Origin of the sequence: Bacillus sp. JJ634 (genome assembly GCF_036962285.1) — a bacterium.
GTDB lineage: Bacteria > Bacillota > Bacilli > Bacillales > DSM-1321 > Peribacillus > Peribacillus asahii_A.
This window is the reverse complement of record NZ_JBALMU010000109.1, coordinates 37,926-54,277: the sequence shown is the minus strand read 5'-3', so window position 1 is coordinate 54,277 and position 16,352 is coordinate 37,926. Positions and strand designations below refer to the sequence as shown.

16 protein-coding genes and 1 riboswitch are annotated in these 16,352 nt (G+C 39.6%); of the genes, 14 read left to right on the top strand and 2 right to left on the bottom strand.

Features of this window, described 5'->3' with window-relative positions:
- Positions 1–150 precede the first annotated feature (150 nt).
- A complete protein-coding gene (locus V7068_RS15955) occupies positions 151–564 on the bottom strand; it encodes a hypothetical protein (RefSeq protein ID WP_499713636.1) in 414 nt (137 codons plus the stop codon).
- Positions 565–696: 132 nt separating this feature from the next.
- Here V7068_RS15955 and V7068_RS15950 point away from each other — a divergent pair, with 132 nt between their 5' ends.
- From V7068_RS15950 to purD, 13 genes are all read left to right on the top strand, one after another.
- Positions 697–897, top strand: a complete 201-nt coding sequence (locus tag V7068_RS15950; protein WP_127758843.1) for an NETI motif-containing protein — start codon at positions 697–699, stop codon at positions 895–897.
- 84 nt (positions 898–981) lie between these two features.
- Positions 982–1,083, top strand: a riboswitch (purine riboswitch).
- A gap of 120 nt (positions 1,084–1,203) precedes the next feature.
- Positions 1,204–1,692 carry a 5-(carboxyamino)imidazole ribonucleotide mutase gene (gene purE / locus V7068_RS15945; protein ID WP_127758844.1) on the top strand — a complete coding sequence of 163 codons (489 nt, stop codon included), beginning with the start codon at positions 1,204–1,206 and terminating at the stop codon, positions 1,690–1,692.
- On the top strand, positions 1,676–2,809 hold the full coding sequence (gene purK / locus V7068_RS15940; RefSeq protein ID WP_499713635.1) for a 5-(carboxyamino)imidazole ribonucleotide synthase: 1,134 nt from the start codon (positions 1,676–1,678) through the stop codon (positions 2,807–2,809). Before purE ends, purK begins: the two co-directional genes overlap by 17 nt.
- A 24-nt stretch (positions 2,810–2,833) precedes the next feature.
- Entirely contained in the window at positions 2,834–4,126 is a 1,293-nt protein-coding gene (gene purB, locus V7068_RS15935) for an adenylosuccinate lyase (protein WP_375350890.1), read from the top strand.
- 98 nt (positions 4,127–4,224) lie between these two features.
- Entirely contained in the window at positions 4,225–4,944 is a 720-nt protein-coding gene (purC, locus tag V7068_RS15930; protein ID WP_375350889.1) for a phosphoribosylaminoimidazolesuccinocarboxamide synthase, read from the top strand.
- Positions 4,937–5,191: a phosphoribosylformylglycinamidine synthase subunit PurS gene (purS, locus tag V7068_RS15925; RefSeq protein ID WP_119118621.1), complete on the top strand. Its 255-nt coding sequence runs from the start codon at positions 4,937–4,939 to the stop codon at positions 5,189–5,191. The genes purC and purS overlap by 8 nt, the downstream gene beginning before the upstream one ends.
- A complete protein-coding gene (gene purQ, locus V7068_RS15920) occupies positions 5,188–5,874 on the top strand; it encodes a phosphoribosylformylglycinamidine synthase subunit PurQ (RefSeq protein WP_119118622.1) in 687 nt (228 codons plus the stop codon). Before purS ends, purQ begins: the two co-directional genes overlap by 4 nt.
- The gene (purL, locus tag V7068_RS15915; RefSeq protein WP_499713634.1) at positions 5,858–8,077 is read left to right on the top strand and encodes a phosphoribosylformylglycinamidine synthase subunit PurL; all 2,220 of its coding nucleotides are present in this window, start codon (positions 5,858–5,860) and stop codon (positions 8,075–8,077) included. The genes purQ and purL overlap by 17 nt, the downstream gene beginning before the upstream one ends.
- Positions 8,062–9,477, top strand: coding sequence for an amidophosphoribosyltransferase (gene purF, locus V7068_RS15910; protein WP_499713633.1), 1,416 nt, complete (start codon positions 8,062–8,064; stop codon positions 9,475–9,477). Before purL ends, purF begins: the two co-directional genes overlap by 16 nt.
- A gap of 157 nt (positions 9,478–9,634) precedes the next feature.
- Positions 9,635–10,660, top strand: a complete 1,026-nt coding sequence (gene purM, locus V7068_RS15905; RefSeq protein WP_375350885.1) for a phosphoribosylformylglycinamidine cyclo-ligase — start codon at positions 9,635–9,637, stop codon at positions 10,658–10,660.
- Positions 10,660–11,226: a phosphoribosylglycinamide formyltransferase gene (gene purN, locus V7068_RS15900; RefSeq protein ID WP_488988492.1), complete on the top strand. Its 567-nt coding sequence runs from the start codon at positions 10,660–10,662 to the stop codon at positions 11,224–11,226. Before purM ends, purN begins: the two co-directional genes overlap by 1 nt.
- Before the next feature lie 26 nt (positions 11,227–11,252).
- Positions 11,253–12,788 (top strand): bifunctional phosphoribosylaminoimidazolecarboxamide formyltransferase/IMP cyclohydrolase, encoded by a 1,536-nt coding sequence (gene purH / locus V7068_RS15895; protein WP_499713632.1) that lies wholly within the window; start codon positions 11,253–11,255, stop codon positions 12,786–12,788.
- Between the two features lie 19 nt (positions 12,789–12,807).
- Positions 12,808–14,076: a phosphoribosylamine--glycine ligase gene (gene purD, locus V7068_RS15890; protein WP_499713631.1), complete on the top strand. Its 1,269-nt coding sequence runs from the start codon at positions 12,808–12,810 to the stop codon at positions 14,074–14,076.
- Between the two features lie 54 nt (positions 14,077–14,130).
- On the opposite strand, the gene V7068_RS15885 is transcribed toward purD, so the two are convergent.
- The gene (locus V7068_RS15885; RefSeq protein WP_499713630.1) at positions 14,131–14,454 is read right to left on the bottom strand and encodes a YgaP family membrane protein; all 324 of its coding nucleotides are present in this window, start codon (positions 14,452–14,454) and stop codon (positions 14,131–14,133) included.
- Between the two features lie 141 nt (positions 14,455–14,595).
- Between V7068_RS15885 and V7068_RS15880 the strand changes: the two genes are divergently transcribed.
- Positions 14,596–16,341, top strand: a complete 1,746-nt coding sequence (locus tag V7068_RS15880) for an adenine deaminase C-terminal domain-containing protein (RefSeq protein WP_499713629.1) — start codon at positions 14,596–14,598, stop codon at positions 16,339–16,341.
- Positions 16,342–16,352: the final 11 nt, after the last annotated feature.

The following is a 16,352-nucleotide window of genomic DNA, read 5'->3' as shown; positions in this document are numbered from 1 at the left end:
GGACGTCGCCAAGCAAAATAGAAGAGGAGAAGACCAGCAAACTTGCTGGTCTTTTTTTATGCCGTTATAAAATGAAAATCTTGTTGATAAATTAATGAATTTCATCGATAAAGTGGGATTTTGGATAGATAAATGCTGGTATAAACCAACTTATTTATTTCTATTGAATTGATTCCAAAATTTTTTTCCTGCTAAGAAAACAGCTGAAACTGCCACAAAAAGGAGGAAAAATAGGATGAACCCTAAAATCCCTATAATTGCATCTTGAAACTCCATATGTCCCCTATTTGTTAACGCTTGTTGGATTTCAATGGCGAAGACTAGAACAACCATAAACGTAAACGTATAAAGAAAAGAGAGAATTGTAATACCAAAACGCATTTTAGCTAGGATTCTTGATAATACAAGTACAAAAAGAAAAATCATGATTCCGATTATCCCCATAACCCAAAAATGTAAATCTTTATCTGTCAAGCCGAGATTTAATGTATGATTGACGAATATTTGAATGAAATCATGAAGGTTATTTACAATATCCACTAGCATTTGAATAATTTCTTTCAATTATATTCCCCCTTAATTGTTTGATTATAGCAATTAGTGATATTCATTTGATAATTATAAGCATTTTACATATACTAAATACAATTTGCATATAGGATAAAGTAAAATAGGGACAGGAAAGGATTGTGTTTTATGAGTCAGAAAAGCAAGGAGAAGTTTGAGGTACAAGAGGGCGAAACAATTGATGCCTGTTTGGATCGCATGAAGGCAGCTGGATATTATCCAGTACGGCGTTGTGAGGAGCCGATATTTGAAGAGCAAATAAAGGACGGTAAGGTTCATTATGAGCCAATTAAAAGGAAAATTGTTTTTGAAGCAAAATTAATCCAGTAAAACACGAACATTAATGGAATGGTAATAAAATATTATTCGATATTAGCTTGACATCAAAATGCTGTGACGGTAAGATGATGATAGTTAAATAATATTTATGTATCTCATATAATCAAGGGAATAAGGCCCAAAAGTTTCTACCCAATGACCGTAAATCATTGGACTATGAGTAAAGTAGCTGACCACAGCTGAAACAGCTCAGTCTTTTTGTCTGTTTCAGAATATTGATTGTAATCGGACAGACTGCTTTCTCTTTGGAGAAAGTCTGTCCGTTTTTTATTTTCTAAAGATTTTGGAGGGGAATTTATGAAGCCAGTAGTCGGTGTCATAATGGGAAGTACTTCAGATTGGGAAACGATGAAACACGCATGCGATATATTAGAGCAACTTGAGATTCCTTATGAAAAACAAGTCGTTTCTGCACATCGGACACCGGATTTGCTATTTGAATATGCCGAAGGTGCTAAAGAAAAAGGCTTGAAGGTTATTATTGCAGGTGCAGGTGGAGCAGCTCATCTTCCAGGGATGACAGCAGCGAAGACGATTGTGCCGGTTATTGGTGTGCCTGTTCAATCGAAAGCGCTAAATGGCATGGATTCTTTGTTATCAATTGTTCAGATGCCAGGCGGCGTGCCAGTAGCTACAGTAGCGATCGGAAAGGCTGGAGCGACCAATGCTGGTTTACTTGCGGCTCAGATTCTTGGTACGACGGATGCAACTATTGCTGATAGATTAGAAGGTTTGCGAAACGAATCAAAGGAAAAGGTGTTAGCGAGCAGTGAACAGCTTAAATAATCGAGTAATTTTACCAGGGCAGACAATCGGAATTATTGGCGGCGGGCAACTTGGCAGAATGATGGCGTTGTCGGCTAAAGCATCAGGATTTAAAATTGCTGTGCTTGAACCAGCTGCAGATGGTCCATGTGCTCAAGTCGCTGATATTGAAATAAATGGGGCGTACGATGATATTGCCTCGTTGAAGAAGCTGGCGGATGTTAGTGATGTGATTACGTATGAATTTGAAAATATTAGCTTTGAAGCATTAGATTGGTTGAAGGATCATGCGTATCTTCCACAAGGTTCACAATTGTTGAAGTTAACGCAAGATCGGTTAACGGAAAAGAAAGCTATTGCCGATGCAGGAGCAATGGTGGCTCCTTATCGCGAAGTTCAAACGATATCAGATATTCATCAATATATAGAAGAATTAGGTTATCCAAGTGTATTAAAAACGACACGCGGAGGCTATGACGGAAAAGGACAGCTTGTTATTAGAGAAGAAGCTGATATTCCTCAGGCTGAACCATTATTAAAAAGTGGTGTGTGCGTGCTAGAAGCTTGGATTCCTTTTACGAAAGAGATTTCTGTCATTGTGACGCGAAATGCATTTGGTGATTGTCAACAGTTCCCCGTTGCTGAAAATATTCATGTGGACAATATTCTACATAAAAGTATTGTTCCAGCGCGCATTAGTGAAATGGCTGAGCAACGTGCGATTGAGCAGGCATCTAAGCTTGCTGAAGCATTTGAATTAGTAGGTACGCTAGCAGTGGAAATGTTTTTGACAGAAGATGATAATATTATTATTAATGAATTAGCACCACGACCACATAATTCTGGGCATTATACAATGGAGGCTTGTGAAACGTCGCAGTTTGAACAACATGTTCGTGCGGTTTGCAACTGGCCATTAGGAAATACAGAATTATTAAAGCCGGTAGTGATGGTTAATATTTTAGGTGAACACCTTGAGCCACTCTTGCAAGAAATTCCAACGCGTAAAGATTGGAAAATTCATTTGTACGGTAAAGCGGAAGCTAAGATTAAGCGAAAAATGGGGCATGTGAATATTTTGCGCCCAACGGTTGAGGAAGCTTTGCACGAAAGTAATCAGAGTGGGATATGGAAGTAATTAGTTGAAACGGAGGATGAAATAATGATTGAACGTTATACTCGCCCAGAAATGGGAGCAATTTGGACGGAAGAAAACCGCTTTAAGGCGTGGTTAGAAGTAGAAATTTTGGCGTGTGAAGCTTGGTCTGAACTTGGTGTTATTCCAAAAGAAGATGTGAAACTTCTTCGTGAAAACGCAACATTTGATATTGATCGCATTAATGAAATTGAAAAAGAAACTCGTCATGACGTGGTGGCATTTACACGTGCGGTATCGGAGACAGTTGGAGAAGAGCGTAAATGGGTTCATTATGGCCTAACGTCAACAGATGTTGTCGATACAGCTCTTTCTTATTTAATTAGACAAGCGAACGATATTCTATCGAAAGACTTAAATAATTTTGTTGAAATCTTAAAAAATAAAGCAAAAGAACATAAATATACTGTTATGATGGGACGTACGCACGGTGTGCATGCTGAACCAACTACATTTGGCCTAAAGCTTGGTCTTTGGTATGAAGAAATGAAACGTAATGTAGAACGTTTTGAAGCAGCTAGAAAGACAATTGAGTTCGGGAAAATGTCTGGAGCTGTTGGAACATACGCAAACATTGATCCATTCGTTGAGCAGTATGTATGTGAGAAATTAGGCTTACAAGCAGCACCAATTTCTACACAAACGTTACAACGTGATCGTCATGCGCACTATATGAGCACATTAGCCCTTATTGCAACATCAATTGAAAAATTTGCAACAGAAGTTCGCGGATTACAAAAAAGTGAAACACGTGAAGTAGAAGAGTTCTTCGCAAAAGGTCAAAAAGGATCTTCTGCTATGCCGCATAAACGTAATCCAATCGGTTCTGAAAATATGACAGGTATGGCACGTGTTATTCGTGGATATATGATGACAGCTTACGAAAATGTGTCATTATGGCATGAACGTGACATCTCTCATTCATCTGCAGAGCGCGTTATTTTACCAGATGCAACGATTGCTTTGAACTACATGTTAAATCGTTTTAGCAACATTGTTAAAAACTTAACAGTTTATCCGGAAAATATGAAACGCAATATGGACCGTACACTAGGTCTCATTTTCTCTCAGCGAGTACTACTTGCTTTAATTGATAAAGGACTTGTTCGTGAAGAAGCTTACGATACTGTACAACCAAAAGCGATGCAAGCGTGGGAATTACAAGTTCCGTTCCGCAGCTTAATCGAAAAAGATGATAAAATTACGAGCTTATTGACAAAAGAAGAACTAGATGATTGTTTCGATCCAACATATCATCTGAAAAATGTCGATGTAATTTTTGACCGTTTAGGATTGTAAGAAACAAACAAGCGTTTAATCGAAAATGAATTAAACGCTTGTTATCACGAAAATACTTAATTGTATTATTCCTAATATTCAATATGGAGGACAGACAGATGGAGAAACGAGAATTGCTTTATGAAGGAAAAGCTAAACGAATTTATGCAACGGATAATAATGAGGTTGTATGGGTGGAGTTTAAGGACTCGGCAACAGCTTTTAATGGAGAAAAGAAATCAGAAATCGAAGGTAAAGGGGCTTTAAATAATCAAATTACAAGTTTATTATTTGCGAAGCTAAAGGAAGAAAATATTCCTTCTCACTTTATTGAAAAGATTTCTGAACGAGAACAGCTTGTAAAAAAGGTTGAGATTATTCCGCTTGAAGTAGTCATTCGTAATACAGCTGCTGGTAGTTTTTCTAAACGCTTAGGTGTTGAAGAAGGTACACCATTAAAAAAACCGTTAGTGGAGTTTTATTATAAAGACGATTCACTTGGTGATCCTCTGTTAACTGAAGACCATATTGAAGAGCTAGAGATTGCAAGTCGTGAAGAAATTGCGATTTTAAAAGAAAAAGGACTAGAAGTAGATCGAGTTCTATCCGTATTTTTCGAAGAATTGGGAATAAAATTAATTGACTTTAAATTAGAGTTTGGGAAAACATCAGATGGCGCGATTTTATTGGCGGATGAAATTTCTCCAGATAATTGCCGCTTTTGGGATGCTAAAACAAACGAGAAAATGGATAAAGACGTATTCCGTCGAGATTTAGGAAATTTAACAGACGCATATAAGAAAATTTTAGCTAAGCTGGAGGGTATTCAACATGTATAAGGTTAAAGTATATATCACACTAAGAGAAAGCGTACTAGATCCTCAAGGAGCGGCTGTTCAACAATCGCTTCATACATTAACGTACAATGAAGTAAGCGATGTACGTATCGGGAAATACATCGAGCTAACAATTGATAAAACAGAACGTGATTTAGATCAATTGGTTAAAGAAATGTGTGAAAAGTTATTAGCGAATACGGTTATTGAAGACTATCGTTATGAAGTTGAGGAGGTTGTCGCTCAATGAAGTTTGCCGTAATTGTTTTCCCAGGCTCAAATTGTGATGTTGATATGTTCCATGCAATTAAAGATGCTCTTGGAGAAGAAGTAGAATATGTTTGGCATTCAGCCGACAATCTTGATGAATACGACGGCATTCTTCTACCAGGTGGTTTCTCGTATGGGGATTACTTGCGTTGTGGAGCGATTGCTCGTTTCTCTAACGTCATGGCGGAAGTAGTAAAGGCAGCAGAGGCTGGCAAACCAGTTCTTGGCGTTTGTAACGGATTCCAAATCTTACTTGAGGCAGGATTGCTTCCAGGTGCGATGCGTCGCAATGACGGTTTAAAATTCATTTGCCGTAATGTAGAACTTCAAGTAGCGAACAATGAAACAATGTTTACAACAAGCTACGAGGCGAATGAAACCATTACTGTGCCAATTGCACATGGTGAAGGAAATTACTACTGTGACGAAGCAACACTTGCTGAATTAAAAGAAAATAAACAAATCGTCTTTACGTATGCGGGTACAAACCCGAACGGAAGTCTTGAAGATATTGCAGGTATTACAAATAAACAAGGGAATGTACTTGGCATGATGCCACACCCTGAACGTGCCGTTGATGAGTTGCTTGGCAGCACAGACGGCTTAAAGATTTTTCAATCCATCGTAAAAAACTGGAGGGAAACACATGTTGTTACAGCTTGAACCAAATCCGGAGATGATTAAATCCGAACGCATCTACGCAGAAATGGGACTTTCCGATTCGGAATTTGCCATGGTGGAGAAAATCTTAGGCAGACTGCCAAACTACACGGAAACAGGATTGTTTTCAGTTATGTGGTCAGAGCATTGTTCTTATAAAAACTCCAAGCCTATTTTAAAGAAGTTCCCAATTACAGGGGAAAAAGTGCTTCAAGGACCTGGTGAAGGTGCAGGAATCGTCGATATCGGCGATAACCAAGCAGTTGTTTTCAAAATTGAAAGCCACAACCACCCATCAGCTATTGAACCATATCAAGGAGCTGCAACAGGAGTCGGCGGAATCATTCGTGACGTTTTCTCAATGGGTGCACGTCCAATTGCGATGCTAAACTCATTACGTTTCGGTGAATTAGATAATGATCGTGTAAAGTATTTATTTAAAGAAGTAGTAGCTGGAATTGCAGGCTATGGAAACTGTATCGGAATTCCGACAGTCGGCGGTGAAGTTCAATTTGATCCATCATATGAAGGAAATCCGCTTGTTAATGCAATGTGTGTGGGCTTAATTAACCATGAAGATATTAAAAAAGGTCAAGCACACGGCGTTGGTAATACGGTTATGTATGTAGGAGCGAAAACAGGTCGTGACGGTATTCACGGTGCTACATTTGCTTCTGAAGAACTTTCAGAGGATTCAGATGAGAAGCGTCCAGCGGTTCAAGTTGGGGACCCATTCATGGAGAAACTACTTCTTGAAGCATGTCTTGAATTGATTCAATCAGATGCCTTAGTTGGAATTCAAGATATGGGTGCAGCGGGCTTAACAAGTTCATCTGCTGAAATGGCAAGTAAAGCAGGTTCTGGGATTACGATGAATCTTGATCTTGTTCCACAACGTGAAACAGGCATGACAGCATACGAAATGATGCTTTCTGAATCACAAGAGCGTATGTTAATTGTTGTGAAAAAAGGTCGCGAACAAGAAATCGTCGATCTATTTACGAAATATGATTTAGAAGCGGTATCTGTTGGGGAAGTAACAGATGATAAAAACTTAACGCTATATCACCAAGGCCAAATTGTTGCACAAGTACCAGTTGATGCATTAGCCGAAGATGCGCCAGTTTATCATAAACCATCAAGCGAACCACAACGATTCCGTGACTTCCAAGCGATGGAACCAAAAGTACCAGCTGTTACGGATTATAAAGAAACGTTACTTGCTCTTTTACAACAACCAACGATTGCAAGCAAAGAGTGGGTATATGATCAATATGATTATATGGTTCGTACAAATACGGTTATTGCACCAGGTTCTGACGCAGCAGTTGTACGTGTACGCGGCACAAATAAAGCATTAGCGATGACAACAGATTGTAACTCTCGCTATTTATACTTAGATCCGGAAACAGGTGGGAAAATTGCGGTAGCGGAAGCAGCGCGTAACATTATTTGTTCTGGTGCTGAGCCACTTGCAATTACAGACTGCTTAAACTTTGGTAATCCAGAGAAACCAGAAATTTTCTGGCAATTAGAAAAAGCAGCAGACGGCATGAGCGATGCTTGCCGTACATTAAGCACGCCTGTTATCGGTGGAAACGTTTCATTATATAACGAAACAAATGGTGAAGCTGTGTACCCGACTCCAGTTGTTGGGATGGTTGGTCTTGTGAAAGATGTAAAACATATTACTACACAGTCTTTCAAAAATGAAGGTGACTTCATCTATGTAGTAGGCGAAGCGAAGCCTGAATTTGGAGGAAGTGAGCTTCAAAAATTGACTGAAGGTGAAATTTTCGGTCGCGCACCAGAAATCGATTTAGCTGTAGAACAAGCACGTCAGCAACAAATTTTAGCAGCTATTCAAGCAGGACTAATCAAGTCAGCTCATGATGTTGCTGAAGGTGGTTTGGCTATAGCTCTTTCTGAATCATTATTTGGTGAAAAAGCGCTTGGTGCATCAGTTACTGTGACTGGTGAAGCAGTAACAGCTCTTTTCAGTGAAACACAATCACGTTTCTTAATATCTGTAAGTCCTGAAAACCAAGCTGCATTTGAAGCAGCTGTGAAAGATGCAGTACAAATCGGTACGGTAACAAATGATGCAACATTACGTATTTCTGCAGAAGAAACAACACTAGTAGAAGCGAATGTACAAGAATTACAAACAGCTTGGAAAGGAGCTATCCCATGCTTGCTGAAATAAAAGGCTTAAACGAAGAGTGTGGTGTTGTCGGGATTTGGGGACATCCAGATGCAGCTCAATTAGCTTATTACGGGCTTCATAGCTTGCAGCATCGTGGTCAAGAGGGAGCGGGAATCGTCACAACAGACGGTTCTACGCTTTCGATTTCAAAAGGCGAGGGACTTGTTACAGAGATTTTTACAGCGGAGAAAATGAAAGAACTATCTGGCTCTGGTAAAGCAGCGATTGGTCATGTAAGGTATGCAACGGCAGGCGGCGGCGGCTATCAGAATGTCCAACCGTTCTTATTCCAATCGATTACAGGCGGGTTGGCACTTGCTCATAACGGAAACTTAGTGAATGCAACTCAATTGAAAGCACAGTTAGAGGGTCAAGGCAGTATCTTTCAAACAACTTCCGATACAGAAGTATTGGCACATTTAATTAAGCGCTCAGGTTTTCCTACTTTGAAGGAATCAGTGAAGAATAGCCTAAGTTTAATAAAAGGTGCGTATGCCTTCATTATTTTAACGGAAACAGAAATGATTTTAGCATTGGATCCGCACGGTCTTCGTCCACTTTCACTTGGGAAAATTGGCGATGCGTATATTGCAGCGTCTGAAACATGTGCGCTTGATATTGTCGGAGCTGAATTTGTTCGTGATATTGAGCCTGGAGAGCTTGTTGTGATCAATGATGAAGGAATTACATCAGAGTTTTTCTCCAAGTCTAGTCAACGTGCGATGTGTGCAATGGAGTATGTATATTTCTCTCGTCCTGATAGTAATATTGATGGAATTAATGTTCATACAGCTCGAAAAAATCTTGGTAAACAGTTAGCAAAAGAAGCAAAAATCGAGGCGGATGTTGTGACTGGTGTACCGGATTCAAGTATTTCAGCAGCGATTGGATATGCTGAGGCAACGGGCATTCCATACGAAATGGGCTTAATTAAAAACCGCTATGTCGGTCGAACATTTATTCAACCTTCTCAGTCTCTTCGTGAACAAGGGGTAAAGATGAAACTTTCTCCTGTTCGTGGAGTAGTAGAAGGAAAACGTGTTGTTATGGTTGATGACTCAATTGTACGTGGAACAACAAGTCGTCGTATTGTAAATATGTTGAAGGATGCCGGTGCGAAAGAAGTGCATGTAGTTATTAGTTCACCACCGATTAAGAATCCTTGCTTCTACGGAATTGATACATCGACAACGTCAGAATTGATTGCTAGTTCTAAATCAATCGAAGAAATTCGTGAGCTAATTGGTGCGGATTCTTTAACGTTTTTAAGCGTGGAAGGAATGGTCGAAGCAATTGGTCGTCCATTCGCTGGAGAGACACGTGGTTCTTGTCTTGCCTGTTTCACAGGGAACTATCCAACAGAGGTTTATGATTACGAGCTTGAAACAGTTAAATGCTAACACTTATTAGGTCCCGGTTAGAGGGGCCTAATAAGTGAAGCTTTACTTTAGATAATTTTTAACTAGTACCAACATTTAGCTCTAGGCGCCCTCGGCTTGAGGTCATAAGCTGATAGCCAGGCGTCTTACGCTTTTCTAATAATTAGGAGGTTTCTTGATGGCTAACGCATATAAGCAAGCTGGTGTGGATATCGAAGCTGGCTATGAGGCAGTAAATCGGATGAAAAAACATGTAGCACGCACTATGCGCCCTGAAGTAATGAACGGTCTGGGCGGTTTTGGGGGCATGTTTGATTTATCTTCTTTAGGATTAAAAGAGCCTGTTCTTGTTTCAGGTACGGATGGAGTCGGCACGAAATTATTACTTGCTTTCATGATGGACAAGCACGATACAATCGGAATTGATGCTGTAGCGATGTGTGTCAATGATGTAGTGGTACAAGGCGCTGCTCCTCTTTACTTCCTTGACTATATCGCTTGTGGAAAAGCAGATCCTGCTCGCATTGAAATGATTGTTAAAGGTGTAGCAGAAGGTTGCGAGCAAGCTGGTTGTGCATTAATTGGCGGCGAAACAGCAGAAATGCCAGGTATGTATGAGATTGAAGAGTATGATGTAGCAGGCTTTACAGTAGGTGCTTGTGAAAAATCACGTTTAATAACAGGAGAAAATATTGCAGAGGGCGATGTGTTAATCGGTCTTGCTTCAAGTGGTATTCATAGTAATGGCTATTCTCTTGTACGTAAAGTTCTTCTTGAAGATGCCGGAATGAAGTTACAAGATTTTGTTCCAGAGTTTGGTCGTACATTAGGTGAAGAATTATTAACACCAACAAAAATTTATGTTCGTTCCATCTTATCAACATTGGAAAAATACGAATTAAAAGGACTTGCTCATATTACTGGCGGCGGTTTTATCGAGAATATTCCACGTATGCTTCCAGAAGGAACAGGCGTTGACATTCAACTAGGAAGCTGGACTATTCCAACTGTGTTCAATTACCTTGAAGAAAAAGGGCAATTACAACAACAAGAAATGTTTAATATTTTTAACATGGGAATCGGTATGGTTGCTGTCGTGAAAAAAGAAGAAGCAGAACAAGTACTTGCTCATTTTGAACAATGTGGAGAAACAGCTTCTATTATTGGGACAGTTGTTGCTGGTGAAGGAGTGTCCTTCAGCTGATGAAAAAAATTGCGGTTTTTGCATCAGGGAATGGATCGAACTTTCAATCCGTTATAGATGCCATTAAAGCAGGGAAACTTGCAGCTGAAATTGGTCTCGTTGTCTGTGATAAAGAGGAAGCTTTTGTGCTTGAGCGCGCAAAGGCGGAAAAGGTAGAAGCATTTAGCTTTTCACCGAAAAATTATCCGAGCAAAGAGGCCTTTGAAATGGAAATTTTAGAAAAACTGCGTGAACGGGATATTGACTTTATTGTTCTAGCAGGCTATATGCGTTTAATTGGCCCAACTCTTCTACAGGCATATTCACATCGAATGGTTAATATTCATCCATCTCTTTTGCCCGCTTTTCCAGGTAAGGATGCGATTGGACAAGCATTTCAAGCTCGCGTGAAACTAACCGGAGTGACCATTCATTATGTCGATGAAGGAATGGACACAGGGCCAATCATTGCCCAAAGAGCTGTACCAGTACTTGATGATGACACAAGAGAAACGTTGCAAACACGGATACAAGAAACGGAACATGAGATGTATCCTGCTGTTTTAGCGGAACTATTTCAAAAATAATGCTACATATGGAGGGACAAACACAAATGACAAAGCGTGCTTTAATTAGTGTATCGGATAAAACAGGGGTTGTAGAGTTCGCAAAAGGGTTAAAAGAAGCTGGTTTTGACATTATCTCAACAGGTGGTACAAGTAAAACACTTCAAGAAAACGGAATTGAAGTAATCGGAATTAGTGAAGTAACGGGATTCCCGGAAATTTTAGATGGTCGTGTTAAAACTCTACATCCGAATGTTCACGGAGCAGTATTAGCGAAGCATGGTGATGCCGATCATGCAGCTCAATTAAAAGAGCATAATATTGAGCCTATTCAATTAGTATGTGTAAACTTATATCCTTTCCAAGCAACAATTGCTAAACCAGACGTAACAGTAGAAGATGCGATTGAAAACATCGATATCGGTGGACCGACAATGCTTCGTTCTTCTGCTAAAAACCATGAGTATGTAACAGTTGTTGTAGATTCGGCAGATTACGATACAGTTTTAGCAGAATTAAAAGAGAATGGCGCAGTATCAAAAGCAACGAATCGTCGCTTAGCAGCAAAAGTGTTCCGTCATACAGCAGCATATGATGCAGTTATTTCTGAATACATGACAGAGCTTGCTGGAGAAGAAAATCCGGAATCGTTAACGGTTACTTATGAGTTAAAGCAATCTTTACGTTATGGTGAAAACCCACACCAAAAAGCAGCTTTTTATAAAAAGCCACTTGGTTCTGTTTTCTCTATTGCGGAGGCAAAACAATTGCACGGTAAAGAACTTTCTTATAACAACATTAATGATGCAGATGCTGCATTGCAAATTGTTCAAGAATTCACGGAGCCAGCGGCGGTAGCGGTGAAACATATGAACCCATGTGGTGTAGGAACTGGTGAAACTATTCTTGAAGCATATGAAAAAGCATACGAAGCTGACTCAACTTCTATTTTTGGCGGCATTATCGCGTTAAACCGTGAAGTAGATAAAGCAACAGCTGAAAAACTTCATGAAATCTTCTTAGAAATTATTATTGCGCCAAGCTTCTCTGACGAGGCGATTGAAGTATTAACAAGTAAGAAAAATATTCGTTTGTTAACGGTGGATTTTGAAGCAGCGAAAAAACCAGAACGCAAACTTACTTCTATCGAAGGCGGCGTGCTAGTTCAAGACCGTGATGCGTACAGCTTGAAGGATGCAGATGTGAAAGTTGTCACAAAACGCGAACCAACAGCTGAAGAGTGGAAAGCACTTGAACTTGGTTGGAAAGTTGTAAAACATGTGAAATCAAATGCTATCGTTGTAACAGACAATCAAATGACTCTTGGTGTTGGTGCTGGTCAAATGAACCGTGTTGGTGCAGCAAAAATTGCTTTAGAGCAAGCAGGAGAAAAAGCAAAAGGAAGCGCACTTGCTTCAGATGCATTCTTCCCAATGGATGATACAGTAGAAGCAGCAGCACAAGCTGGTGTAACAGCTATTATCCAAACAGGCGGATCAATCAGAGATGAAGATTCTATTAAAAAAGCAGATGAGTATGGTATTGCGATGGTATTCACAGGAGTTCGTCACTTTAAACATTAATAAATAAGGAGGTTTGTTTATGAATGTATTAGTTATTGGTCGAGGCGGTCGTGAACACGCGATTGCTCGCAAACTTTCTGAAAGTAAGTCTGTAGAAAAAGTGTTTGTTGCACCAGGTAACCCAGGTATGACAGACGTAGCAGAGCTTGTTGCGATTGACGAAACAAATCATGCAGAACTTGTTGCATTTGCAAAAGAGCAAAACATTGAACTAACATTTATTGGTCCTGAGATTCCATTATTAAATGGATTAGCAGATGATTTTACAGAAGCAGGTTTAACTGTATATGGTCCGAACAGCAAAGCAGCGGTCATTGAAGGTAGTAAATCATTTGCCAAAGATTTAATGAAAAAATATGACATTCCAACAGCATTTTACGAAACGTTTACCGATTATGAAAGTGCGAAAGCATATATTGAAAAAGTCGGTGCACCAATCGTAATTAAAGCGGACGGCTTAGCAGCTGGTAAAGGTGTTGTCGTAGCGATGACTCTTGAGGAAGCATTAGAAGCAGTTCATGATATGCTTGTTGATGCAAAATTTGGTGAAGCAAGTGCAAAAGTTGTAGTGGAGGAATTTTTGGACGGTGAAGAATTCTCATTAATGGCTTTTGTAAACGATACAAAAGTGTACCCGATGGTAATCGCTCAAGACCATAAACGTGTGTTTGATGGAGATAAAGGTCCAAACACAGGTGGAATGGGTGCCTATTCTCCTGTGCCGCAAATTTCTGATGAAGTAGTAGCGAAAGCAGTTGAAACGATTCTTCAGCCAACAGTGAATGCGATGGTAGCTGAAGGACGCAGCTTTACAGGTATTTTGTATGCAGGACTTATTCATACGGCAAAAGGTACAAAGGTTATTGAATTCAATGCGCGTTTCGGAGATCCGGAAACACAAGTGGTGCTTCCACGTTTGAAAACGGATTTCGTAGAAGTATTACAAGCTGTATTAGCTGGTGAAGATATTGCGATTGAATGGCATGAGGAAGCGGTCCTTGGGGTTGTTGTTGCAGCAGAAGGCTATCCTGGTGATGTAAAGAAAGGATCAGTTATTACTGGTCTGGACAAAATTAGTGATAACGCCCATGTGTATCATGCTGGAACAGTGAAAAATAGCGATGGCCAATTTGTTTCGAATGGTGGTCGTGTATTGCTTGTAGCAGCAAAAGGTAAGGACTTGCTATCTGCTCAACAAGAAGTATATCAACAAGTTGAGAACATCTCAAAAGATGGCCTATTTTGGCGCAGCGATATCGGATATCGTGCGATTGGTATCAAAGCATAATCCATATAAACAGAAAGACGAGCATCGAATGGTGATGCTCGTCTTTTGCATGATTTAATGTGAGGCTTCATTGTGACGATTCGATTGCTCATCTTTTTCAGTAATATCCTCTGGAAGAAAGTTTTTTATAGCATCTGCTACTTGAGAGTCTTTTGGTTCAGATGAGTCAACGGAGTCTCGTTGCTGCATTAAGTCGACGATTGGACAATAGCGAAGAATCCCTTCCCCAATTTTCATGCCAGCCATCATGGCAACGAATAAATACGATTCTTTCCATGGTTTTTTCACCATTTTAGCGATTGCCCAAGCTAATACTGTAAAACCACAAGTAATACGTAATAAAGAGTTAAGGATACTGATATTCCGTTCAAACTTCATTTTGCCATCTTCCCTTCATAAAAATTTAACAGTAATAGGAGATAAGTTTACTGTGTTTAGCTAAATAAATGTGATACTATAAACATACAATTAATCGGATGTTACCACACTTTGTTTCAGATACTTTATGGGGGGATGTTCATGTTAGAACAACGCTATAGGTGGAAAAATAAACATCTGCGAGAGCATATTGAGGTGCTGGATGGTCAGCGTGCACCACATCTTTTATTAACAAATGCTACGTATTTAAATCAAACGATGCGACAATGGATTACAGCAAACATTTGGATTTACGATGACCGAATTGTCTATGTTGGAAATAACCTTCCTGAGATTACAGATGGTTGCGAAGTGGTAGATTGTACCGGACAAGTTTTAGTATCGGGATATATTGAACCACATGCACATCCATTTCAGTTATATAATCCCCATTCTTTTAGCCACTATACATCATCTTTTGGAACGACAACACTTATCAATGACAACTTGCTATTGCTCCTTCAATTGAATAAAAAGAAAGCGTTTTCTTTTCTGAGGGAACTTCGAAATATCCCAACATCAATGTATTGGTGGATGCGCTTTGACTCCCAAACAGAATTAAATGAGGAGGAGAGCTTTATTTCTCATAGTGCTGTAAAGTCTTGGCTTGAGCATGATGCTGTTCTTCAAGGGGGAGAGTTAACAGGGTGGCCGCGATTGTTAGCGGGGGATGACATGATGCTTCACTGGATTCAAGAAGCAAAACGAATGCGCAAAAAAATTGAAGGGCATTTTCCGGGAGCATCTGAGAAAACATTAGCGAAAATGATGTTGTTCGGGGTAGATAGTGACCATGAGGCGATGACGGGGGAAGAAGTGATGAATCGTCTGCTGCAGGGCTATTCTGTATCTTTAAGATATTCATCGATTCGACCGGATTTACCTAAATTACTACAGGAAATTCATGAATTGGGTATTGATCAATATGATCATCTTTTTTTAACAACAGATGGTTCCCCGCCTTCTTTTTATGAGCAGGGGTGTATGGATGTATTAATTAAACTAGCGATTGAGAATGGCGTTCCTATTATTGATGCTTATAATATGGCTACTATAAATATTGCTCGCTATTATAATATTGATTATTTGCATGGCAATATTGCAACGGGGCGAGTAGCGAATATTAACTTTTTAACGGATGCTATGAACCCAGCACCTGTGTCTGTACTGGCGAAAGGAAAATGGGTGAAACGAGATGGTATTTCTATGGAGCTGGACCGACCAATTAGTTGGCAAGAGTTCAGTTTTGACCGACTTGAATTAGATTGGCAATTAGATCTTGCAGAGGACTTTGAATTTTCGATGCCATTTGGAATTGAAATGATGAATAATGTAATTACGAAGCCTTATTCAATTGCTTGTGATGTTGGAAACGAAGAATTGCCTTTTGATCATGATGAGTGCTTTTTTATGCTGATTGACCGGGAAGGGAAATGGAGAATTAATACAATTCTAAAAGGGTTCGCTAATAGACTATGTGGGTTTGCAGCGTCATACACTAGTACAGGCGACATTATTTTGATTGGGAAACGGAAAAAAGATATGCTTGCTGCTTTTAATCGTATGAAAGAATTAGGTGGTGGTATCGTTATTGCAGAATACGGAGAAATCATTGGTGAGCTGCCTCTTGTATTAAGAGGAGTAATGTCTGATAAATCTGTTCCTGAATTGATTCAAGAGGAAAATTGGATTAAACAATTATTAAGGGAAAGAGGCTATCGGTTTGCAGATCCGATTTATACGCTGCAATTTTTCTCGACGACTCATTTGCCTTATATTCGTGTTACGCAAAGAGGGCTTTATGATGTTATGAATAAAACTGTACTCTTTCCTACTATAATGCGTTAAAATATAAAAGA